19 protein-coding genes and 1 pseudogene are annotated in these 22,761 nt (G+C 36.4%); 13 read left to right on the forward strand and 7 right to left on the reverse strand.

Annotated features, from left to right (window positions below; translation table 11 throughout):
- Positions 1–55: 55 nt before the first annotated feature.
- The gene (locus ACYSNQ_RS03125) at positions 56–871 is read right to left on the reverse strand and encodes a hypothetical protein (RefSeq protein ID WP_426081342.1); all 816 of its coding nucleotides are present in this window, start codon (positions 869–871) and stop codon (positions 56–58) included.
- Positions 872–881: 10 nt separating this feature from the next.
- Positions 882–1,373 carry a matrixin family metalloprotease gene (locus ACYSNQ_RS03130; protein ID WP_426081343.1) on the reverse strand — a complete coding sequence of 164 codons (492 nt, stop codon included), beginning with the start codon at positions 1,371–1,373 and terminating at the stop codon, positions 882–884.
- Positions 1,374–1,850: 477 nt separating this feature from the next.
- On the opposite strand from ACYSNQ_RS03130, the gene ACYSNQ_RS03135 reads away from it, so the two are divergent.
- Both ACYSNQ_RS03135 and ACYSNQ_RS03140 read left to right on the forward strand, forming a co-directional pair.
- Positions 1,851–2,840 carry a HipA family kinase gene (locus ACYSNQ_RS03135; RefSeq protein ID WP_426081344.1) on the forward strand — a complete coding sequence of 330 codons (990 nt, stop codon included), beginning with the start codon at positions 1,851–1,853 and terminating at the stop codon, positions 2,838–2,840.
- On the forward strand, positions 2,804–3,685 hold the full coding sequence (locus ACYSNQ_RS03140) for a hypothetical protein (RefSeq protein WP_426081345.1): 882 nt from the start codon (positions 2,804–2,806) through the stop codon (positions 3,683–3,685). Before ACYSNQ_RS03135 ends, ACYSNQ_RS03140 begins: the two co-directional genes overlap by 37 nt.
- A gap of 174 nt (positions 3,686–3,859) precedes the next feature.
- On the opposite strand, the gene ACYSNQ_RS03145 is transcribed toward ACYSNQ_RS03140, so the two are convergent.
- From ACYSNQ_RS03145 to ACYSNQ_RS03155, 3 genes and pseudogenes are all read right to left on the reverse strand, one after another.
- Positions 3,860–4,201 (reverse strand): hypothetical protein, encoded by a 342-nt coding sequence (locus tag ACYSNQ_RS03145; protein WP_426081346.1) that lies wholly within the window; start codon positions 4,199–4,201, stop codon positions 3,860–3,862.
- A gap of 141 nt (positions 4,202–4,342) precedes the next feature.
- Positions 4,343–4,528 (reverse strand): annotated as a pseudogene (locus ACYSNQ_RS03150) (helix-turn-helix domain-containing protein); the annotation flags it as partial.
- A 339-nt stretch (positions 4,529–4,867) separates the two neighbouring features.
- On the reverse strand, positions 4,868–5,038 hold the full coding sequence (locus ACYSNQ_RS03155; protein WP_426081347.1) for a hypothetical protein: 171 nt from the start codon (positions 5,036–5,038) through the stop codon (positions 4,868–4,870).
- Positions 5,039–5,133: 95 nt separating this feature from the next.
- Between ACYSNQ_RS03155 and ACYSNQ_RS03160 the strand changes: the two genes are divergently transcribed.
- From ACYSNQ_RS03160 to holA, 4 genes are all read left to right on the forward strand, one after another.
- The gene (locus ACYSNQ_RS03160) at positions 5,134–5,754 is read left to right on the forward strand and encodes a helix-hairpin-helix domain-containing protein (RefSeq protein WP_426081348.1); all 621 of its coding nucleotides are present in this window, start codon (positions 5,134–5,136) and stop codon (positions 5,752–5,754) included.
- Between the two features lie 306 nt (positions 5,755–6,060).
- Entirely contained in the window at positions 6,061–6,558 is a 498-nt protein-coding gene (locus tag ACYSNQ_RS03165; RefSeq protein WP_426081349.1) for a ComE operon protein 2, read from the forward strand.
- 55 nt (positions 6,559–6,613) lie between these two features.
- The gene (locus ACYSNQ_RS03170; protein ID WP_426081517.1) at positions 6,614–8,875 is read left to right on the forward strand and encodes a DNA internalization-related competence protein ComEC/Rec2; all 2,262 of its coding nucleotides are present in this window, start codon (positions 6,614–6,616) and stop codon (positions 8,873–8,875) included.
- 49 nt (positions 8,876–8,924) lie between these two features.
- Positions 8,925–9,953 (forward strand): DNA polymerase III subunit delta, encoded by a 1,029-nt coding sequence (gene holA, locus ACYSNQ_RS03175; protein ID WP_426081350.1) that lies wholly within the window; start codon positions 8,925–8,927, stop codon positions 9,951–9,953.
- A gap of 158 nt (positions 9,954–10,111) precedes the next feature.
- On the opposite strand, the gene rpsT is transcribed toward holA, so the two are convergent.
- Positions 10,112–10,366, reverse strand: a complete 255-nt coding sequence (gene rpsT / locus ACYSNQ_RS03180; protein WP_426081351.1) for a 30S ribosomal protein S20 — start codon at positions 10,364–10,366, stop codon at positions 10,112–10,114.
- Between the two features lie 358 nt (positions 10,367–10,724).
- Between rpsT and ACYSNQ_RS03185 the strand changes: the two genes are divergently transcribed.
- From ACYSNQ_RS03185 to wecB, 7 genes are all read left to right on the forward strand, one after another.
- Positions 10,725–11,900 (forward strand): hypothetical protein, encoded by a 1,176-nt coding sequence (locus ACYSNQ_RS03185; RefSeq protein ID WP_426081352.1) that lies wholly within the window; start codon positions 10,725–10,727, stop codon positions 11,898–11,900.
- 17 nt (positions 11,901–11,917) lie between these two features.
- Positions 11,918–13,393: a glycan biosynthesis hexose transferase WsfD gene (gene wsfD, locus ACYSNQ_RS03190; protein ID WP_426081353.1), complete on the forward strand. Its 1,476-nt coding sequence runs from the start codon at positions 11,918–11,920 to the stop codon at positions 13,391–13,393.
- Positions 13,390–14,964: a hypothetical protein gene (locus tag ACYSNQ_RS03195; protein WP_426081355.1), complete on the forward strand. Its 1,575-nt coding sequence runs from the start codon at positions 13,390–13,392 to the stop codon at positions 14,962–14,964. Before wsfD ends, ACYSNQ_RS03195 begins: the two co-directional genes overlap by 4 nt.
- Positions 14,961–16,223: a glycosyltransferase family 2 protein gene (locus ACYSNQ_RS03200; RefSeq protein WP_426081356.1), complete on the forward strand. Its 1,263-nt coding sequence runs from the start codon at positions 14,961–14,963 to the stop codon at positions 16,221–16,223. The genes ACYSNQ_RS03195 and ACYSNQ_RS03200 overlap by 4 nt, the downstream gene beginning before the upstream one ends.
- A gap of 124 nt (positions 16,224–16,347) precedes the next feature.
- A complete protein-coding gene (locus ACYSNQ_RS03205; protein ID WP_426081358.1) occupies positions 16,348–18,429 on the forward strand; it encodes a cellulose biosynthesis cyclic di-GMP-binding regulatory protein BcsB in 2,082 nt (693 codons plus the stop codon).
- On the forward strand, positions 18,422–19,273 hold the full coding sequence (locus tag ACYSNQ_RS03210) for a diguanylate cyclase (protein WP_426081359.1): 852 nt from the start codon (positions 18,422–18,424) through the stop codon (positions 19,271–19,273). Before ACYSNQ_RS03205 ends, ACYSNQ_RS03210 begins: the two co-directional genes overlap by 8 nt.
- 95 nt (positions 19,274–19,368) lie before the next feature.
- Positions 19,369–20,466: a non-hydrolyzing UDP-N-acetylglucosamine 2-epimerase gene (wecB, locus tag ACYSNQ_RS03215; protein WP_426081360.1), complete on the forward strand. Its 1,098-nt coding sequence runs from the start codon at positions 19,369–19,371 to the stop codon at positions 20,464–20,466.
- Positions 20,467–20,651: 185 nt separating this feature from the next.
- Here the strand turns inward: wecB and ACYSNQ_RS03220 are convergent, their stop codons facing one another.
- Entirely contained in the window at positions 20,652–22,577 is a 1,926-nt protein-coding gene (locus tag ACYSNQ_RS03220; protein ID WP_426081361.1) for a heavy metal translocating P-type ATPase, read from the reverse strand.
- Between the last annotated feature and the right edge of the window lie 184 nt (positions 22,578–22,761).

The raw sequence follows: 22,761 nt of genomic DNA on the forward strand, positions 1-22,761 counted from the left end.
CCCTATATTGAGATAGGGGTTTCTTACGCTATAAAAATTTTTGGGAAAATAGATTTTATTCCACTACAACCTTGTCTAAGTCAGGTTCATTTCCTTGGCCTGCAATCCGTGATTCGATTTCTGGTTTGCTTAGGAGTGTGTCTCCTATTTCAGCTAAAACAGCTTCTTCGTTTTCAATTTGTTCTTCAACTTCATGGATTTTTGATGAAGAGTCAACGATTTCTTGAATCACTTCTTCTGACTGAGTATCTAAATCCATAGGTGCATTTTCAAGTGGTAGATTACTAGGAGTTTCTCCTCCTGGCAAGATAGCAAGTTCTCCATCCAAAACAAAAGTAAGAAAAACATAGGTTTTTCCATTTTCAGGAATGATATCATCTTCAATGAGTGTGATAAATTTACCTTTTTCTGGTCCATCACCAAATCCGAAGAAATCTCTAGATGCTTTAATCGTTTCGTTTATTGGAAGTTCTCCTCTCAGATTTTCTAGCACTTTCAGTTCAAAAATAGTTTTCGGTGTACTGGCAATTAGTTCACCTTTTTCATCGTATAGTGGATCAGGATAAACTGTTTCCATATTTTCTACTGTTGCAACAAAAACATTGTCAGCTTCTAAAACTTTTCCTTCATAAGTAGGTGCTCCCATATAAGAACTTTCTAGAACACTGATTGAAAGTGATTCGTCTCGAGTGTTTACATCATTTTGGTTTTCCAATCCCAGAGATGCCAAAATATCTTTTTTCTCTGAAGTGTCAGTTGTCGTACTTTCATCCGTTGTTGGAGCTCCTTCTTTTTTCTCATTTCCACATGCAGAAAGAGAGAAGACAACTAAACTTAAAATTATAAATGAATTTAATTTAGTTATTCTCATTATTTCACCTCTACCATCTTTTTTTAGAAGCAATTAAGCCTGCTTTATCGTCCGCGGTTGGTACATTATTCACTATACCAGATCCAAAACTGCCATACATAACATTTTTAGGACCACTTGAATGCCAAATTCCTAGCGCATGCCCAAACTCATGAGTCGCAATCATAAAGCTAAATTCCTCTGTATAAGGGTGATTACTTCGAATCATATAATAATCGTTAAATTCTATCGTTCTACTAGTTGCTGATGTAACCCCTCCAACTTTATTAGCGCCCTTATTAACATCATAAAGTCTTACATTAGCGGCATTATCCATTCGTTGAATAGTTCCTGGAGCTTGATTGTTCCAGTGAATATCAGCATGAGCAACTTGTAAACTATGTTTAGTGCCTGGCTGATTATACCTTAAAATTTTATTGGATCCCCCTAACCAATAGTTCCATAATGCATATGCTTCCCCTTTTACTGGAAAAGCAAATAGTAATAGCATAGCAACAAACATTGTTATTAATAACTTTTTAATAAGTCCTCCTTGATATAAAATAAATCACACACTATGTCGTTTTATAGTAATTGAAGTATCAAATTAAGTCAAGCTCAAATGTTATATTTAGTCTGTAATACATGAATAAATGTTGTTAATTAATTCATGAGACGATTTATATATATATCAAAATTTCTAAATATTAATAGAGACAACAAGAAAAGTGACAGCATGAAGGAATGACTTAGTGGTTGGAATAGGGAGCATTTGCTAAAAGGATAATAAGAAACCCTGCTTCTTTTGAGGCAAGGAATACATAGAGTGAAAGCTTTTTGGGAAAATTTTGAGAGGATATTATTATTATTTTTGATATAATATATAGGAACTTTGAATAATATCTAAAAGCAGGAATAATCAAACTTGTAGTTGAAATTTGTTTAGTCATCTGTTTTAATTAATGTACAAGCAGTTAGTTAAAGGAAAGGAGCTTGTATTGTGGATATTAGTAAATTTCCTGCCGAAGCATACATTCAAAGTGCTAATCCTGAACTCGGAAGCAGTTGCCCGGTAGTTATATATGCAAATAACGAGCAATTTATCATGAAAAATCAATATAGTGAAGAGCACGCTACAGTTTTAGATGCTTGTTTCTTTCAAGAATTATTATGTAGTTTTTTAGCACTTAAACTAGATATACCTACTCCAGAATTTGTAGTGCTTCAGATAGATAAAGACTTTTTAGACAATAATCCTGAATTGAGATTTCAGCATAAGATAAAAGAAGGCTGCTACTTTGCTACTAAAATAATCCCAAACGTCGAGAACAATCTATTAAAAAACTTTGTATTAGCAAAGCAAAACGGACAACCAAGAATAATGTATTCATGGAATAAGTTTTTTAAAAATATTAAGAATGAGATAGCAATCCCCAGAATTATTACTTTTGATATGTTAATATCTAATTATGATAGATATGGAAATGAAGGGAATATTTTGGTAGCAAAAAATGAAAATGAGGAGCGCCACATATATGCGATTGATCATGGGCATGCTTTTTTTGGTCCTTTTTACAAGAATCAATTAATTGAGAAAAAAAAACTTCTTAGTTCTAATAACGATCCTAATAATTTTATTCCATTCCATTTAAAATTACTATTAGATACTGGTCAAAATCAGCTCAACTTAGGTCCTATTTTTTCTGGTTTGGAACAAAATATCCACTTTGAAAGTAACCCTTTTAAAGATATAATATATGATATAGAAAATATAAATGATTATGAGATTGTAGAAATGTTAAAAGACATTCCGGAAGAATGGGTATCTTTAGGAGATTCACAAAAAAATGATTATCTAAATTTCCTGAGTAGACAAAAGCTGTTAGTCAGGCATATAATAGATCAACTGGCACTTCGAGATGCTTTTACCAACCATACAGGAGGTGTGTTACAATGGACAACAAAAGGAGAGTCCTCTGGTACAGTATAATTAACTACTATTCTAATGTGATTCGTGGGGAACAACTTAATGTTGGCTTACTTGTCAATGTACCCGATAAGGGAGAATTCTATGTGAATTTTCTATCTGAAAATAATAGTAAATTGAAATCAATTGTAATTAACAAACATGATAGGTTGGTTTATAAAAGTGGTCTTTCCTATTTAAAATATCTATTTGATTCAATCAATAATAACGATTTGTCGTTTTCAGTAAGCCCTGTTTCTCCTGATTTTATATCAATTGTAAAATCTTTTGAACTTCCAACTGGATTCAATTTATCAAATCCAAAGTATGCTAAAGTCTCAAGTGTTGAATCGTTTATAGAGCAATTGAATAATACTTATATTGGAGAGAACTTTCTAAATGAGGAATATGGTAGTAATTCTATGATTGTTAAGAGAAAAGCTGCTTCTATTATTCAGGGACGAAAGAAACTTGAAAAAATAGTGAAAAGTAATATTCGAATCAAACCGATTAAGAATTTGTCGAAAACTTACACTATAGATTTTGGCTATTTATTAAAAAATAACGTTAACTTGATTCACGCTACTCCAGATAAATTGTCAACAGCTTATGATTGGTTAGAAAGAATGAATTTTATTACTGATAATTTCGATAATTCAGATCATATTATTCTATTATATGATTCTAACAGTGAAAGCAATCATGATGGTACGTTGAAGCATATGATTGAATATTTAGAATCTAAAGATGAAAGAGTATCTTCGAGAAATATATTTAGTGATGAGGGTAAAGAATTATTTGTCAACGACTTGAAAAAAATAGAAGAATTTGCGGGCTCTATAGAAGAGTTAGAAAAGATAATAGCTTAATTCGTGAACTTAGCCACTTCTTGGAGTGGCTTTTTTGTTCCGTGAAGCTTGGCTGAGAAGGGAAGACAGAACGAAATTTATAGGAGAAGCACACCACGGCGGACATGTTACTTATAGATATTAAAAAGAGGACTGATTATCAGCCCTCTTTGTTATTGTAGTATTCATTTTTATTTATATTAATTGTGTTAAAAGCTCTCGATACTTTTCAATTTCACTTATATCAATCCAACTAGTATTTCCATTGTTAATAGCTTTCAAGTACTCAATAAACCAACTAGAAACTGTGTTAAAATCATATGTGGACAACTTATATTTTAAAGAATCAACTATTAAGAATGCATCATGAAACCTCTTGCTTTCTAGATACTGCAAAATTAAATCATATGTTGGGATTGTTTTTCCATCTTCACTCATATTTTCTCCCAGCTCTATAGTCTCAATGTTCCTCTTCAAGAGGTATCCGAGGCCATCAACTGCCTGTTTAATTTGTCTTAAAACCCAGTCTTCTTCCAAGCTACTTACCTCCGTTCCTATAATTGTTTAAAGAATACCTATGATATTTACCAAGTACTATTTAGGAAAACAAGGCTTTTGACATGCTGAATAACATCAACGTAGGTATAAAAAATTATTGCACTTAAATTATGCATTTTAGTACGATTTTTGCGTTAGAGAAGGCGAGTATGTTCTAAATTTTGTAGTATTCCTTTTAAGCTCCCTAATAACAGTTGACGGATTTCTTTTGATTAAACGTCCAATTCTACGAATAGTGAATCCAAAATCATGATAGAGAAAGATCATTTCCCTCTCACGTATCGTAAGGTGTGTATATGAAGTCATAGCTGAATACCTCCTAGTCGATATGATTCGTCAACACCATTATAACAGGCTTTTCTACCTTCAAATTTTAGTGTTGCACTTAAATTATACATTCTAGTGGCATGAGATATTTTACCTGAAAAACTAGTTAGTTTTGACTACACTTTTTTGAAGTATAGTGAACTCGAATGATATTTAAACTTTATGAAAACACTGATATATAGCTATTGTGAAGCGGAGTGGGCACATATGGCTCTTGGATTTTAAAACTGCGTTTTTTATCAATACAGGTATTTTTTGTAATCGTTAAGACCCAGGTTTTCAAACTTCTTTTTGTTGCATTATAATGATTCATTTTTTTTATAGTTTATAAAAAACCTCATTTTCTGCTTCTCTACGATAATCACGTTCTTCAGGACGGTCTAGTATAGAATAGATTGTTTTCAAGATATCTTTGCCAAGATGGTCTATTAACAATTCAAGTCCTTTAAAATCCTGATTTTTTATCAGCTTAACAATCATCTCATCCATACTTTTCACCCCTTCTTACTTTATTATATGGTTGAGATCTTGATTTTTTATCAATACTAGAAAAAATTGCGTAAATTATTTTAGGAGGGAGGAATATGCAAGAATTTATTTTAAACCACCGCTATCAATTTATTGGAGGTAGTGCAGCGCTTATCTTGTTCATCATAGGTATATTCGTACTAAATCAGGAAAATACTACGTTAATCGATGAAGAGCTTTCATGGACAGAGACTTCTTTCAGTGCTAACGAAACTATCTCTTCTGAACTGCCGGTTACATCTCATGAGTTCTTCGTAGATGTAAAGGGAGCTGTGGCGAAGCCGGGAATTTATGAGGTAGAGGAGGGAATGCGTGTTTGGGATGTACTTCAAATGGCAGGGGGCTTGAAAGAAGAGGCGGACGAGAATCAGATTAATCTTTCACAGCGTGTTTCTGATCAGATGGTCATTTATGTTCCTAAAATGGGCGAAATCTCTGATTCCCCTGCATTCTTTGAACAGGCTGGTGAAGAGGCAGCAGAAGGAAAAGTAAATTTGAATACGGCAAGTGAACAGGAACTGATGACGCTTAGCGGTATTGGTCAAAAGAAAGCGCAGGAAATCATTAACTACAGAGAAGCACATGGTAAATTTAAATCTATTAACGAATTAACAAATATTACAGGAATCGGCGAGAAAACAATTGAAAAACTTAAAGACGATATTTTTGTTTCATAAAAATAAATTGTAAAGACTATTGACGGCGTTTTTTTATTCACGTACTATTTAACTATATAAATTCCATTAATAATCTATTTTGTTTCTTTTAAAAAGAAAATGGATAGCCTGACTCTTATTGAAAAAATACTTTCTAAGAATTCAATGGGATTTATAATAGTTATTTTTTCAGCAAAATATTTGTAAATAGCTAGGTCCGATTTATTCATTTCTTTGTTTCACAGTACTTTTACGATTGACTAGTACCTGTTACAGATAAAGAAATGAAGATTTATCTTGTTTCGATTTATATAGAAGGGAGAAGCTATGACTTTAGAAAGAATACCTTGGGATCAATATTTTATGGCGCAAAGCGTATTACTAGCTTTGAGAAGCACGTGTACACGATTAGAAGTTGGTGCAACAGTTGTAAGGGATAAGCGGATTATTGCCGGCGGCTATAATGGTTCTGTCAGCGGAGATGTTCATTGTATTGATGACGGCTGCTATATTGTAGACGGCCATTGTGTTAGAACAATTCATGCTGAAATGAATGCAATTCTACAGTGTGCTAAGTTTGGAATACCAACGGAGCATGCTGAAATATATGTGACTCATTTTCCTTGCCTCCAATGTACAAAAATGATTTTACAGGCAGGTATTAAAAAAATTCACTATTTGAAAGATTATCGCAATGATCCATATGCAGTTGAACTAATTACCAAAGCAGGAGCAACTGCCGAAAAAGTAACACTATCCAAAAAGTATTTTGCTGAACTTCAATTAGGAGAAGAAGATAGTACAGTCATTGACAGCGACAGTTAAACAGCTGAATAACTACTGGATTTTTCCAGTAGCTCTAGCTGTTTCCGTTTATTGTTTGTCTTTACAAAGAAGCTTTCTGACTGTAGGCATTTGTCTGCTGGTCCTACTCAGACTTTTATGCACAAGAAACCGTCCGATCATTACAGCGGGTTTTTTGTGCAGTTTTTTTGTTCTTTTTTTTTCAATAAATACCAGATTGCAGGAGCGCGCTGAACAAAAAGCAATTCTGGGAGATACAGTTTCTGTTTTATTTGTTCAACCAGATAAAATTAACCTTAGAGGTGATTTGCTTCAAATAGACGGAACCCTGATTAAAGATGAAAAAAAACTTGCTATTCGTGCATCCTATTATCTATCTAATGAAAAAGAACAGAAATTTTGGCTCAGGATGGATAAAAAGTTAAAGCTGCATCTATCCGGCACGCTGGAAAGTCCTGCTTCAGCTACCAACTTAAATGGTTTTGATTATCAGAAAATGCTTCGTTATCGTGGAATCAACCAAGTATTCACGATTAAAGAAATTCAGAGGATTACCGTAGAAAAGCCGCCGTTTTATCATATTTTTGCCTATTTGACCATAGTTAGAAAAAAAGCATTATTATATTGTGAAAAAGAATTTCCTGAGACAGCTGCCAATTATTTAAAGCTGTTGCTGTTCGGTGAAAAAAGCGCCCAGTCGGAACAAAGTGAACAGCTTCAATCCATAGGAATTCTTCATCTTTTTAGTCTTTCGGGTATGCACGTGTCATTTTATACAAAAGTTTTTAAATCAGCAGCGTTGCGAACAGGGCTAACAATTGAGTCCTTCTTTTGGCTACAGTTACTTGTCTCCTTTTTCTACGCAGGTCTTGCCGGTTTTTCTATCAGTGTATCTCGAGCATTGATTCAGAAAAATCTTATGGAAGGAAATCAGCGGTATCAGCTGCATCTTTCCGCTCTTGATATTTGGAGTATAACATTGCTGCTGGGTGTCTTATTTGATCCGTTTTTATTATTCACACTAGCTGGTCAATTCAGCTATTTCCTTTCTTTTGGTATTCTCTTTACTACTGAGGCGCTGAAAAAAAGCAACAAAGGAAACTATCTAATCAAGCAGCTTTTATTCTCTGGTCTTCTGTCTTTATATACTTTGCCAATTCTCGGTCTATCAGTCTACGAATGGCAGCCGATAGGAGTTTTGCTAAGCTTTCTGTTGATGCCTGTGTTTGAGTGGCTGCTTTTGCCAATATTAACGGCTGTATTTATCGCATCGACAATCTATCAGCCGCCAATAGTCAGCCAAGCTTTAGAAGCAGCATTGGTGCATCTAAATCGTTTTTTTGAATGGGTTGGCACACACAATATATTTACAGTTGTTATCGGTAGTATACCTCTATGGTTATTTTTTATTGAAATTGGGCTGATTATGACGCTTTTATATTATTTAGGAAAGAAGTTTTCGTATGCACTTTTGGCTGCTGGACTGCTACTGCTATTGTTAAACCAAAAATACTTTTTTCAGAATGGGATTGTTGCGTTTATTGATGTAGGCCAGGGAGACAGTATTTTTATTCAGAAGCCGTTAGCAGGAGAGTCAATTCTGATTGATACTGGCGGACGTCTAGCCTTTCCCAAGGAACCTTGGCAGCTCAGACATCAAAAAAGCAATGCAGCATACACGGTTGTGCCGTTTCTTAAAAGCCGCGGTGTAAAGAAGCTGGATAAAGTGATTATTACTCATAGCGATACAGATCATATGGGAGACTTGCTGGAAATAAATCATGCTATACCGATCCATGCCGTATATTTTGGGGCTGGGGCAGAGCAAAAAAAATCTTTTCAGGCAGTGCTTAGAGCTTTACGTAGTAAAGGAACACGTTGTTACCCGTTGCTAGCTGGAGAAACAGTTTTACAAAGCTCCTTTGACTTAAAGGTGCTGGCTCCCATTGAAGTTGGGAAAGGAAGCAACGATGACTCTGTAGTTATTCAAATGCAGATTAAAGGCCGTCGTCTGCTATTTACTGGTGACTTAGAAGAAGCAGGGGAACAACAGCTGATAACCAATTTTCCCACACTTAAAACAGATCTTCTAAAGGTTGGGCATCATGGCAGCCGCACATCGACCAGCTCTAAATTTCTGGAGCTCATTGCTCCGACAGATGCTGTTATTTCCTGTGGCAGGGAGAACAGGTTTGGACATCCTCATGAAGAAATTCTTAGTAGATTGAAGGAGAATAATATTCAAATCTATCGAACAGATCAACAGGGCATGGTTTATTATACTTGGCACCTTTTTACAGCTCTTTCTAAAGGAAATACGGTTTTAGATTCTGACTAGATTTTCGTAGATAGTAATGGTAGGATGAATAAGAGAAAAGAGGGATCTGATGAGTTTACAAACAGTTTTAAAGGAGATAAGGGAGAATAAAATTGCTCCGGTTTATTTAGTTTTAGGAACGGAAACCTATTTAAGCGAGCTGTTCAAAACAGAGCTTCTAAGACAGTTGTTTCAGCCGGAAGACGAGGAGTTCAATGTAACATCCTATGATATGTCGGAAACCACTCTTTCAATGGCGTTAGCAGAAGCTGAAACCTTGCCGTTTTTTGGCGACCATCGATTAGTTTTTGTGGATGATCCTTATTTTCTAACAAGTGAAAAGAAGGCCGGCGGTCCAGAACATGATTTAAAAGAACTAATGGACTACTTGGAACAGCCTTCAGATACAGCGATTCTTGTATTTTTAGCAAATGTTGAGAAGCTGGATGAACGAAAAAAGGTTACAAAACTTCTTAAGAAAAAAGCAGTGGTGGTAGATGTATCGCCGATGGATGAAAAAACTCTTCGGAATTACGTGCAGCAGACCATTCAAAATGAAGGCTATGACATTCAGCCAAAGGCTTTTGATTTACTCTTATATTTATCTGATTTTCAATTAACCAAGATTATTAGCGAACTTCAAAAGCTATTTCTGTTTGCCTCAGAAGACAAGAAAATCTCTGTAGATATAGTGGAGGAGTTAGTGCCGAAGTCATTAGAACATAATGTTTTCGACTTGACTGGGGAAATTCTTTCCGGAAACAGTGAAAAGGCGCTTCAAACGTATCAGGATTTACTTTTACAAGGAGAGGAAACAATTAAGCTAACTGCAATCTTACTAAGTCAAATTCGGCTGCTTCTGCAAATTAAGATACTAGCTCAATTAGGCTATCAGCAGGCAAATATAGCAGAGGCTTTAAAAATCCATCCGTACAGAATTAAACTTGGCATGCAGCAAAGCAAACGGTTTGAACTCACTAGGCTTGAAAAAATTTATGATGAATTAATTGAAAATGATTTTGCAGTGAAAACTGGAAAAATGGCTAAGGAATTGTTATTTGAGCTGTTTATATTAAAGATATCAACGCAGGTTCTTTAATAAAATACCGCTAATGCCATTTTACTAGCCGCCAAAATAAAATAATAAAATATAAGCTAAGCCTTAAAATGCTAACAACGACTTGTTGATTAGATTTAAAAGGCTTAGCTTTTTTTACAAAAAAAGAAGTTAACCAAAGTCAACTTCTTAATCATCGATTATTTTGCAATTTTTTTGCTTAAACGAGATTTATCGCGGTTTGCTTTATTTTTATGGATCAAACCTTTAGTTTCAGCCATATCAATAGCTTTAACAGCATCTTTATATAAGACATCTACATTGTCAGCACCAGCAACAACAGCTTCATCAAATTTCTTGATAGCTGTACGCATCGCATTTGTTTGAGATGAATTTTTTGCATTAGCGTCCGCGCTTGTACGCACACGTTTGATTGCAGATTCAATATTTGGCATTTATTTCACCTCCGATAAAATAAGGTCTTACATTCTAGAAAGTCTAAAATGTAATTCAACAGTAATCATTATACCGAATCCAATCAGGCATTGCAATAAAAGATGACAAGTTTTTTTCCTTAACAGCAAAAATAATTTTGAAAAGCTTAATTTATCTAATAACTTCGGCTCTAACCAAGAATTAACTCTAAAATGTTATGAAATAGATATTTTTTAGGAAATCGATTCTTTAAAAAGTCAAGCTTTTAGCTTGGATTCTTCTTAAAAAAATACATAAGTAAGTGTTATGTGTATTGTTGGTAAAAAATTAGTTAAGAATGTAAAATGGAAGCAAATATAATGGAGAGTTTGATAGGTTATGAAAAAGATAGGACTAATGATTGCAGCTGTTGCTCTGTTGGTAATTGGAGGTTTTTTATTTTTGAAAAATCGTGAAAATACGGATGTAAATGTTGCCTCAGTTGATGAAAGTGTTCAGGAAATGATGACTGTTGGACCGTCTGATTTTGTATTAAATTTAGAAAGATCAGATGAAGATACGAAAAACCGTCGGAGTTTACTGAAAAACTTTATTCAGCAAAAGCTGATGCCTGATGGACAGATCATCACTAATTACCTCCCGGATGGAGCCCAGAAAAATGAAGCAACAGGCCATGATCTTTTGAGTGAATCAGCAGGGATCTATTTATTGGACTTAGCGGCTTTAGATACGCAGGGACGATTTGATGTTTTCTACAAAAAAATGAAGGAAATGTTTTATGACGGGACACAGTTCAGTTATCGTGTTAGTGAGAAGGGGAAACGCTATCCAGTGAATGCTAGTTTGGATGATTTGCGTATTATGCGTGCCTTGATTATTGCAGAAGCTAAGTTCGGCAATGATGCATTTAATTACGAAAAAGAAGTGAAAGCTATCAGTACTCATTTTTTAAAGCAGTCAACCAACAATGGTCTATTGATTGACTTTTATGATGAAGAAAATAAAGAAAAATCTCAAGATATTTCTTTATTTTATCTAGATTACAAAACACTTGCCTACCTTTATCAAATGCACGGGATTAGTAAAGATTATCTGCAGTACCAAGTGAATATTGCTAAAAACGGTTATATTTCAGATGATTTTCCGCTATATCATCAAAAATACAGCTATAAAGAGGAAGAATATCAGGATGGGAATGGGGTTAATATCATCGAGTCCCTACTAACTATTCGCTACTTGGCAGAGATTGGTGAAGTACAACCAACGAGTATTGCCTTTGTTAAAGATCGGGTAGCAAAAGGAACATTGTTCAATTCTTATGATTTAAATGGAAATGCAATTGATAAAAATCAATCGGCAGCCAGCTATGCAATTGCCGCTTTGATTGGTTACTTTGTTGATGATCAGGAATTATATACGCAGGCAATAGAGATTTTGAAAAATTTTCAGACAATGGATCCAACGAGTATTCTTTATGGCGGCTTTGGTGATACGATAACGAAAGAAGTGTATTCGTTTAATAATCTAATGGCACTCCTTGCGTATGGAATATGATAAAAGGAGTGAACCTTATGAAAGAAAGAATTGAAAAATCTATAAAAATAGTTAGTCATTATATCTCTCCGGCAGGTCTCGCTGTACTTTTAGTGGCAATCCCTGCTATTCTGCTGCTCTTTATTCCGCCTATTAATGGTTTAGCCGATAATGGCGACTACTTCATGATGCTGAATAAAAATAATTTATACATTCAAAACCCGGAAACCTATCCATACAATGATTATTTTCAAAATATTTATGGTATTCGTCAGTACTTTAATCAAACAGATACTGGTTTTTTTTCAACGAATCAATTATTTATTACTGCCGCCCTTTGGTTAAATCAGTTGTTTTTTAGTACAAGGCTGTTTGACCTTCGTTTTTTAGGAGCGATCTACTTAGTGGCCTTGCTTCCTGCAATCTATTTGATTACACATTCTTTTTCTTTTGGCATGAATAAAAAGCGTGGTTATTTTTTAGCAGTCATCATCGCTCTTACGTTAGGAGATGGCTCATATATTATTTATTTCAATTCGTTTTATCCAGAAGCGGCTGCGTATATTGGTCTTCTTTATTTTTGCGGCTTCCTTTATTATTATTTTCGGGTCAAGGTTAGTCCATATGGCTTTTTCGTTACTATCTTATTAGCAATTATTCTTTTTGCAGGAGCCTATCAGCAGTATTTCTTTTTGGTCATCGGAGTTGTAGTAACAGCTTTAGGGCTGCTCTTCTATTCGTTAAGCGCTACTCAACGTTTGACGTTACTGGCCACCTTAATCGGGCTAGTTGGTCTAACGGTATCAATCTATGCTGCAACACCTGATATGACCCATCAAAGGGATGCTTACCATAGTGTAAATAGAGGCTTGATTTTGAATGCAGAAAAGCCAGGAGAAATTTTAGCAGGAGGGGAGATAAATCCTCAGTACGGATTACTCAAAGGCTCTAGCTATTACGATGAATATTCGCCCATCCCGTTAAATTCTGAGGCACTTAAAGAAAATTTAATTAAAAAAAGTACGTATATATGGGTTACAGCTTCTTATTTAGCGAATTTTGATGAACTGCCAGCACTGTTAAAAATAGGTGTACAGGACATGTATTTAGTAAAGCCGACAGAGCTAGGTAATTATCTACAGAAAGATAGTAGTCAACCGGGACAACAAACATTATTTTATACCTTGTTTAATCGAATTAAAGCAGCTGTCTTTCCTAAAGATTTTCGTTTCTTTTTCTTATTTTCTTTTGTCCTGCTCGTTGTATATGGGATTGGTTTTTACCAGGGACTGAAGCAGAAACAGGAGTGGTTATGTTTTCGGTTTTTCTTTATTTTAGGATTAATTGTAAACTTTTTCCTTACCTTTATACTAGCTGTTATTTATGAAGGAGATGCAGATTTTACCCGCCATCTGTTTTTAGCATCTGTTTATTTTGATATTTTACTGCTCATTTTTATCGCGGATTTATTAGGCGGCCGCTTATGGGCAGATGAAAGGAGATTTATGCTATGAAGAAAATCTTCTTACTCATTATTATGGTTCTATTTCCGCTGATTTCTTTTTCACAAAAAGGTGAGGCAACTGAACAAGAACGGGTACTTTTAGTTTATGACAGCCTGAACTTGGCAAATGCCGGGGAAAAAAATGTTGATTCACTGCAGAGGCTTCTAACAAGCTTGGGTGTAAAAGTAGACACTGTACAAGATAATGCTTATCTGGAAAATACATTGAGGGATGATGTATACACAGGAGTTATTTCATTTGTTAACTGGTCGGAAAAAGGGCTTCAGTCGGATTACTTTAGAAGAGACCGCAAAAACTTCGAAGGAAAAAAGCTGCATATTGGCATGGGACTTGACCAAACTGAACAGGCAGGATTCGCTGGCAGTTTTAGGCAGTTAAGTCATCGTCAGTATACACTGGTTCACAATGACGAAGCTTTTCAACAGCTGCTGGATTATCAAGACCAGAGCATGGTACTGGAAACTGAGGATGGGCAGCTTTACGGACAGTTGATTAGTCAGGAACTGGAAGAGAAGAAATACCCATTTGGCGTGATTCAGGGTAAAAATGCGTTTTTACCAATGTATGATACCAAAGGAGCAGTTTTTCTACAGAGTGCAGAGCTGATTCAGCAATGGCTAGGGAAGAGCAGTAATTATCAGCCGCTGCTGACATTCAAAGGTTTTTCTCCCCTTAATGATATGGAGGTTGCGAATGATTTTTTAAGTAAAATCAATAAGATGGCTTTGTATTATACATTGAGTACAACAAGTATCAACAGAAATAATGATTTGCTAACCTATGAAATATTTACAGATATCCTTGCGAAAGCACAGGAATCCGCTGTAATTTTTTTAGCTGTTCCTGCTGTAAACAGTGCAGATTTAAATGACGGCCGAGTGCTTCAAACAATAATGACTGAGCAAATTAGCCTACTAGTTTCTCACAATATCTATCCAATCGGTTTGAGCGCTCCAGGATATTGGAATCAGGATAGTCAGTACCGGCTGGATGGCTTAAGCTTTGGCAAAACGGTTATTTTAGAGGAGAATCCTGCAGTGGATGATATGCATTACCGGGCTCAAGACGATAGAGCCCCTACTTATGCAACAAGCTTTTACTCACTTGAAGAGTCTGCACTTGACAGGGTACAGTGGAAAGAAGAACAAACTTATTTATCCTATCTGTTTCCAATGCCGGTCAGTCTGGCTTTTAACTTTCCAAAGGATGAAACTGAAGAAAAATCAGTTTTGGCAAAGATAAATGAGTTGAAATTTGATTTTAGTCAGTCGCTGGATAGTCAGTATACATTTGAGTTGAATACTCAGACACAACGTATTGCTTATACAGATGGTCGTTTTACTCTAAACGGTCAAGGTGTTAGTCAGTTTGCAGATTCTGAGCAGGTTCGACCATTAAGCAATCAGTATCAAGGACTGTTTGCTGGATTCTTTCGGAGAATTAATACCGGATTGATTATTTTTATTGGTTCAGTGCTCATTCTGCTAGTCATTTTATTTGTTAGAGGAAACCGAAACTATCGTTCGAAATATGTTAGTCGAGGAGGAAAAAGAAAATGACAATTACAGACGGCATCATGCTAGGCGCCACATTGATTATCTGGTCGCTGCTAATTGTAAATATGATTTTAGTAATTGCTGGTTATATTTATTACTTACGGACCGATCCTCGAGAGCCGCCCCAGCTGGATGAAAAAAAGGCGCCGTTTGTCAGTATCATGGTTCCCGCACATAATGAAGGAATTGTGATTGTGAAAACAGTAGAGGCGCTATTAAATTTTAACTACCCGCGAGATAAATATGAGGTAATAGTTATCAATGATAATTCCAGTGATGACAGTGCCGAGCTTTTAGCGAGGTTGGGACTAGAATATCCTGAGCGAAATTTACATGTAATCAATACGGATGCAGTAACTGGCGGAAAGGGTAAATCCAATGCTTTGAATATTGGCTTCAAACAAGCGCAGGGGGAACTGATTGCCATCTATGATGCAGACAATACACCAGAACCTAATGCCTTGAGGTATCTTGCAGCAGAGTTGGCTGCAGGAGGAGAATATGGAGCAGTTGTAGGGAAGTTCAGAACGCGTAATAAGAACACCAATATATTGACTAATTTTATTAATATTGAAACCCTTGCCTTTCAATGGATGGCTCAAGCCGGCCGTTTTCAGCTCTTTAAGCTATGCACTATTCCAGGAACAAACTTTATTGTGCGGCGTTCGATTATTGAGGAGATCGGCGGCTGGGATGACAAAGCATTGGCTGAGGATACAGAAATCAGTTTTAGAATATATATGATGGGTTATAAGATTAAGTTTCAGCCGAAAGCTGTAACTTGGGAGCAGGAGCCGCAAACGCTGCCCGTTTGGTTTAGACAGCGGACACGATGGGTAAAGGGAAACATCTATGTCATTGTCAAGAATGCAAAACTGTTATTTGACAAACGAGCTCGAAAAATTCGGTTTGACATTCTTTATTTTCTATCCATCTATTTTCTACTGATGACTTCGCTGGTTTTATCGGATGTCTTTCTGGTTCTTTCCGTTTCCGGCTATGCTCATACAAATCTTCAAGGATTTAGTAACAGCTTGTGGGGATTAGCAGTCCTTCTATTTATTTTCAGTACGTATCTTAGCATCAGTACGGAAAAAGGGGAAATGAATCTGCGAAACATCGGTGTGATTGGCTTGATGTATGTCACTTATAGTCAGATGTGGCTAGTGGTCGCGGCTTATGGAATGTTCATGTATATCAAAGAGAATGTTTTCCATAAACAAACAGCAACAAAATGGTATAAAACTGAACGGTTCAAATAGAAGAGATAAGCGATTGATAGTAGTGGCTTTTGCTATTTTTATTGTGCAATAAACTACTTTGGAACGTAGAGGTGTCAATCACTAACGTGAGTATAAACGCCTGAAATGAAGTGAGGGGATAGGAATGAAAAAACTTGTTTTAATGTTATGTCTACTGCTGCTTTCAGCAGTGCCAACAGCTGTTCATGCAGAAACGGAGGAACAGAGTAATCATACGTATACACAGCCTTTTCAAAATGTTACCAGTTCGCTGACAGGTACTTCGGTCAAAGCAACCATGTACTTCAGCAAAATTGACTACTGGGATGTAAAAAAAGCCACGTTTAATCTAAATTATCAGATTACTCAGCTTGAGTCTTCGGAGGTCTCTGATATTACGGTTGCTGTCAACGGCGTGAAATTCTATTCATGGCGCCCAGAGAAGTCTGAAGGAATTCAAACGCAGACAGTTGATATCCCTTTAGAGCTGCTCAGCAACACGAATACATTGACGATTGAAGGTCAGATTGTTAATGCAGAAGGCTCTGATAATTATAAGCTGGTACAAACACCAGCTAACTGGTTAACGATTTATGATGGATCAAATGTTAATTTTCAATATGACTTAATTCTGCCTGAAAATACAATTCACTCTTTTTATAATCATTTTGTAGGAGCTGATACTATTGCTAACCAACAAAGTGCAGTTATTGTGCCGGAAGCTGCAAAAGCGGAAGAGTTAACTGCAGCCAGCTATGCGCTCACAGGGATTTCACGGATTATCACAACGAGTGAAAACTATCTGCCGATTCGTTCTTTGGCTGATGAAAAGGCTCTTCAGCTGCCATATCAGCTGATAATTGGTCTATACGATCAGCTGCCGGAAGAATATAAGAAGGACATCAAAAAAGACGATACAGCTGACAAGGCCGTCCTTCGCTTTTTTAACAGTGAAGAAAAACACGTTTTAATTGTTACGTCACAGGATACAACGCAGTTGATGAATGCCGGACGTTATATTGCAAATCAGGAGCTGATGACTCAAACTGAAAAATCTGAAAAAATTGTAGATGAGAATACGAAAACATTCACCTCCTCACTGGAATTTGACGGCAATATTCCGTTAACGTCAAGTGGAGATAAGCTAACAGGCAGCTACCACCAAGAGCAGGTCTACTTTGTTGATTTACCTGTAGACCGCAATAATGTAAACGGCAGCTCACTCGATATTCATATGAAATATTCAGACAATCTGGATTTTGAAAATTCATTAGCAACCGTATATGTCAATGATTTGCCAATCGGCAGTCAAAAGCTAAGTGCAGCAAAAGCAAACGGCGACCGTCTTCAGCTGAATTTTCCCGATAATTTGGAAGTATCGGATGCATTTGTTATCAAAGTAGCCTTTGATTTGAATGTTGACAATCCAGAGGTATTAAGAAATAGTGCGACGCCTTGGGCTTTGATTGAAAATAATTCAAATGTTTTTATAAAGACAGAAGAATCAAAGGATGTTCTTTTTTCTAATTATCCCAATGTGTTGATTCAAAATCAGACATACGCTGATTTAGCGATTGTTACTCCTAAAAAACTGGATGCTAACTATTTTAAAACATTGACTAATCTCTTAAATTTGTTAGGAAATTATGTTCAGAGTAACACTGGTGATATTACATTCTATAATGAAGAACCATCTAAAAAAGAGCTTGAAGCACATAATCTGATTATTTTAGGAACGCCCTCAGATAATTCGTTAATCAAAAAAATGAATAATCAGCTTTATTTCCAATATGTCGAGGATTTTAGCACGATTACGTCTAACGAAAAGCTAAGTGTGGAATCTGATTATGGGAAAACAATAGGAACTGCTCAGTTGTTATTTTCTCCATATAATAAGGATGCAGTTTCACTAGTCCTGACAGGAACAGATTCAGAGAATGTCTATTTAGCCTCTACTCAATTGAAGTCACAGGCTAATACCTCTATTTATCAAGGAGATGCGATTGTTGTCGATTCCAACTATCGGCGATATGATTATCGCTTCAAGAAAGAAGCATCTTCAGAAGAAGAGCAGTCAGTTATTTCAAGGATTATTGGTCGTAAGGATGCATTGCTTTACGGAATCGTCTTTATCTTGGCTGTAGTAACTGTTGGATTGACCTTGTATTTCATTATCAAACGGTATTACGATGACGGATTCAAGAAGGGGGGCGGCTTAGATGAATAAAAGCAACAAACAGGGAATTCTTATGGATGCCAGTTTGCTGGGGTTTGTTACAGTTGTATTGTTAACCGCCATTTTTATGGCAGTCGGACCGAATAACTTTTTCTTTAATTTGATCTGCTTGATGATTTCACTGATTTTAGTGATAATTACTTACTTTACGAATATCATCACAGGTTTGATTTTCAATCTATTGTTTTTCTTTGGTCAGCTAGTTTATGTGTTTTATGTCAGTATGTATAAAGACGGCTTTACCCTAGGCTTTATTTACTGGCTAATCGTTCCGCCGATTCTTTGCTTGCTAGTCTATGGAGTGACAATTCGAATCAGAGAGCAAGTGGCAGAAAACGTCCAGTTGCGCAGAAATAACGCTCGGTTAAATGCATTGGATCAGGAAACAAATCTGCGCACACTGAATATGTTTGACGAAGACTTTTGTGTGCTGTCCAAAGCATCGAAGAACGCACCAGCTATGCTTAGCCTCATGGTTATTCGTATTCGCTATTGGGATAGTATGAAATCGATGATTACAAATGATCAGATAAAAGAAATGATTGGTTTGATATCTGATGAAATCAAACAGAATTTTGGCCGGGAAAATTTCAAATATATCATTGATCACAGTGTGCCAACTTGGGGGATATTGAATTTTGAAGAAGCCGCTCAGTTAAAAACGATTCGCCTGCTTATCAAGGAAGGATTCCAAAAGAAAATGAAAACTACTGAAGTGCTGACAGACATTCATGCAGAATTAATCATTTCAATTGTCAGTTATGAAGAAGGAGAAATGAAAACATCAACAGATTTATTGTCAGCTGCTATTAAAGAGCTTCAATACGACGTTTAAGTCTAACTTGTAAAAATGAGCAGTTTCTGGCAATCGACAGGCAACATTTTTTAGATGATTAAACTGTTTTTTTAGAAGTAGGAGGGGTAGATGAAGTGAAGAAAATATTATTAGTATTTGGTACACGTCCGGAAGCCATTAAGATGTGTCCCTTGGTCAATGAGCTAAAAAAACATCCGGATTTTTCTGTTAAGGTGTGTGTAACTGGACAGCATCGGGAAATGCTGGACCAAGTGCTCCATGTATTCGGTGTCACACCGGATTTTGATTTATCAATTATGAAGGCGAATCAGACATTATTCGATGTAACGTCTGCAATTCTTACAGGTATCAAAACTGTTTTGGAAGCAGAACATCCGGATATTGTTCTGGTTCACGGAGATACTACTACAACTTTCGCCACTGGCCTAGCTTGCTTTTATCTTCACATTCCATTCGGACATGTGGAAGCAGGACTTAGAACCTACAACATCTATTCACCATTTCCAGAAGAATTTAATCGTCAGGCAGTGGGATTAATCAGCACGTTTAATTTTGCACCTACTCAAAAAGCTGCTGACCATTTACTAAAGGAAGGGAAAGCAGAAAGCAGTATTTTCATTACGGGAAATACCGCAATTGATGCGCTAAAGACAACAGTGAAAGCTTCCTATCAGCATGAACAGTTGGATTGGGTTGGAAAAAGCAAACTGATATTGATTACTGCCCATCGCAGAGAAAACCTTGGAGAGCCTATGGCACATATGTTTCGGGCTATTCGCAGAATCATTGATGAGCATGAGGATGTTAAAGCAATTTATCCTATTCATTTGAATCCCAAGGTTCGGGAGACAGCAAATAAATATTTGGCTGGAGATGACCGGATTCGTTTGATTGAACCGCTGGAGGTTATTGATTTTCATAATTTTCTTGCGAGAAGCTACTTGGTGCTAACAGACAGCGGCGGAATTCAGGAAGAAGCGCCTTCATTAGGGAAGCCAGTGCTTGTTATGCGGGATACAACAGAACGGCCGGAAGGAATTGAGGCCGGTACTTTGAAGCTGGTGGGAACCAGTGAAGAAAGCATCTATAAAAATTTCAAGCTGTTGTTAGAAGATAAAGCAGCTTATGAAAAAATGAGTCATGCCAGTAATCCCTATGGAGACGGTTTTGCCTCTCAGCGAATTGCTGACTGTCTAGAAAAATATCTTTAAAATAATAAAAGACTGCCGATTTGCAGCAATTCCATAAGTTTAAGTGAAAAATTAACTTATGAGATTGTTTCATCGACAGTTTTTTTGTATCCAGCATACCTTCATACCTTTAGTAACTAATTAGTTCGATTATATTTTTTTATCACGGTTTTTATTAATAAAAGTAAAGCTTCTGTGCTGATTGCTCATCCTTCATAATGTGCAAGCTGACGTCTGGAATTTCCCGCAGCTGGTTTTGCTGGTGTCGTCGGAATAGTTTTTAGCATTCTTAAGCCATTAAGAATAACTAAAATAGTACTTCCTTCATGACCAATTACCCCGAGAGGTAAAGATATCACTTGAAACAAATTAGAAAAAATCAGCAGCATAATGACAGCAACTGAGAAAATCATATTTTGAACAACAATTTTCTTCAGTTTTTTTGATAACAGATGGCTCATCTGCAGCTTACTCAAATCATTTTTCATTAACACCATATCGGCTACATCCATCGCCACATCTGTTCCTTCGCCCATTGCTACACCAATTGCAGCATTGGCTAATGCTGGGGCATCATTGATGCCGTCTCCAACCATAGCATTGACACCGTAAGCCGCTTTTTGCTCTTTGATTAATGTTGTTTTATCTTCTGGCAGACAGCCGGCGTGGATTTCATCAATAGCTAATTCACGAGCAACTGCCTGGGCTGTTTGTAAATGGTCGCCGGTAATCATCGTTGTATGCACGCCCTGTTCTTTAAAATAGGCAAGTACACCAGCAGCTTCTGGCTTTGGTAAATCCAATAAGCCGAAATAAGCAACAACTGTATTTTCTTTAAAAAGATAAATTACTGTTTTCCCTTCTGAATACAGCTGTTCAGTTTGCTGATGTAAATGATTATCAGAAGACGTATCTGTACCAAATGCTGCTTTTCCGATACGCCAGGTTGTTCCATTGACTGTAGTTTCCATTCCAGAACCAACAACATTTTGGACGTCGAGCTGCCCATAATCATTTTGAATCTGATGCTCACTATAGAAACGGACGATTGCCTGAGCTAAGGGATGGCTGGATCGTTGCTCCATTGCTAAGAGAATGTCCAGCGCATCGCTGTCTTTTGTTAGAAAAACAGCATCTGTAACTGCAGGAATTCCTCTGGTTAATGTTCCTGTTTTATCAAAGGCGATTGCTTTTAAATCAGCAAGATTTTCAAGGTAAATTCCCCCTTTGAATAATACGCCGTTTTTTGCCCCGTTGGAAATAGCCGCCAATGTTGCTGGTGTAGCAGAAGCAACTAAGGCACAGGGCGAAGCGACAACCAAAAGAACCATTCCTCTATAAAAGCTTTCATTCCAACTCCAGCCAAGAAATAGGAAAGGGATTAGAATCATCAAAGGGACAATGATTAGTACTGCTTTTACATAAATATTTTCAATTTTATCAATAAAGCTGGCAGTTTGTGAGGGCGTATTTTGAGCTTCGTCTACTAGACGAATGATTTTAGCAAAAAGTGTATCTTCGCTTTTTTTCGCTACCTTCATCGTAAAGGCTTCCCCTGAATTAATCGTTCCGCCAAAAAGCTCGTCTCCAACTGATTTATCTACTGGGACAGACTCACCGCTAATAGCAGCTTCATCAACTGTACTTTCCCCGCTAATTAAAAAGCCGTCAATAGGAATACTGGAGCCTTTTGGTACAAGCACTAAGTCGTCGATGGCTAGCTCAGCTACTGGCGTTTCAGCTGTCTTTCCATCATTGTTGATTTTTAAAGCAGTTTCAGGCTGCATATTAATTAAATTGGATATTTCTTTTTTGCTTTTATTTGTCGCGTACTCCTCTAATGCACCACTAAGACAGAAGATGAAGGTGAGCATAGCTCCTTCAAACCAGTTTCCGATAATACAGGCGCCAATTGCGGCAAGAGCCATTAACAAGTCGACATTTAAATGTTTATTTTCAATGGTATCGATGAGACCTTCTTTTGTTTGTTTGAATCCTCCAATAAAAATGGCAAGAATAAATATCAGCGGATAAAATGAAATAGCCGTTTTTTCAAGAATAAAACCAGTAGCCATCAAGGTTAAGCAGAGTACAGTAGCTACTAAAGCTTGTTTTTCTTTTGATAGTTTCATGACAAATCCCTCCTTCATCTATAGCATAGCACAATAAAAGTCTAATTGATAATGAAAATAGCTAATTGAGAACGATAGTGATTATCATTTGGCTTAAAATCAATGTTTTTGATATTTAACTCTGTATTATTTCTAATCTGTAATGATAATCATTATCATTGTAGCTTTGCTGTATCTATACAAA

Source organism: Enterococcus sp. LJL51 (genome assembly GCF_054871795.1).

What these genes read in the sequence shown, in the direction of transcription:
- ACYSNQ_RS03125 (WP_426081342.1), bottom strand. Translation starts at nt 871, where the DNA reads ATGAGAATAACTAAATTAAATTCATTTATAATTTTAAGTTTAGTTGTC.
- ACYSNQ_RS03130 (WP_426081343.1), bottom strand. Translation starts at nt 1,373, where the DNA reads ATGTTTGTTGCTATGCTATTACTATTTGCTTTTCCAGTAAAAGGGGAA.
- ACYSNQ_RS03140 (WP_426081345.1), top strand. Translation starts at nt 2,804, where the DNA reads ATGGACAACAAAAGGAGAGTCCTCTGGTACAGTATAATTAACTACTAT.
- ACYSNQ_RS03155 (WP_426081347.1), bottom strand. Translation starts at nt 5,038, where the DNA reads ATGGATGAGATGATTGTTAAGCTGATAAAAAATCAGGATTTTAAAGGA.
- ACYSNQ_RS03160 (WP_426081348.1), top strand. Translation starts at nt 5,134, where the DNA reads ATGCAAGAATTTATTTTAAACCACCGCTATCAATTTATTGGAGGTAGT.
- ACYSNQ_RS03165 (WP_426081349.1), top strand. Translation starts at nt 6,061, where the DNA reads ATGACTTTAGAAAGAATACCTTGGGATCAATATTTTATGGCGCAAAGC.
- holA (WP_426081350.1), top strand. Translation starts at nt 8,925, where the DNA reads ATGAGTTTACAAACAGTTTTAAAGGAGATAAGGGAGAATAAAATTGCT.
- rpsT (WP_426081351.1), bottom strand. Translation starts at nt 10,366, where the DNA reads ATGCCAAATATTGAATCTGCAATCAAACGTGTGCGTACAAGCGCGGAC.
- ACYSNQ_RS03185 (WP_426081352.1), top strand. Translation starts at nt 10,725, where the DNA reads ATGAAAAAGATAGGACTAATGATTGCAGCTGTTGCTCTGTTGGTAATT.
- wsfD (WP_426081353.1), top strand. Translation starts at nt 11,918, where the DNA reads ATGAAAGAAAGAATTGAAAAATCTATAAAAATAGTTAGTCATTATATC.
- ACYSNQ_RS03195 (WP_426081355.1), top strand. Translation starts at nt 13,390, where the DNA reads ATGAAGAAAATCTTCTTACTCATTATTATGGTTCTATTTCCGCTGATT.
- ACYSNQ_RS03200 (WP_426081356.1), top strand. Translation starts at nt 14,961, where the DNA reads ATGACAATTACAGACGGCATCATGCTAGGCGCCACATTGATTATCTGG.
- ACYSNQ_RS03205 (WP_426081358.1), top strand. Translation starts at nt 16,348, where the DNA reads ATGAAAAAACTTGTTTTAATGTTATGTCTACTGCTGCTTTCAGCAGTG.
- ACYSNQ_RS03210 (WP_426081359.1), top strand. Translation starts at nt 18,422, where the DNA reads ATGAATAAAAGCAACAAACAGGGAATTCTTATGGATGCCAGTTTGCTG.
- ACYSNQ_RS03220 (WP_426081361.1), bottom strand. Translation starts at nt 22,577, where the DNA reads ATGAAACTATCAAAAGAAAAACAAGCTTTAGTAGCTACTGTACTCTGC.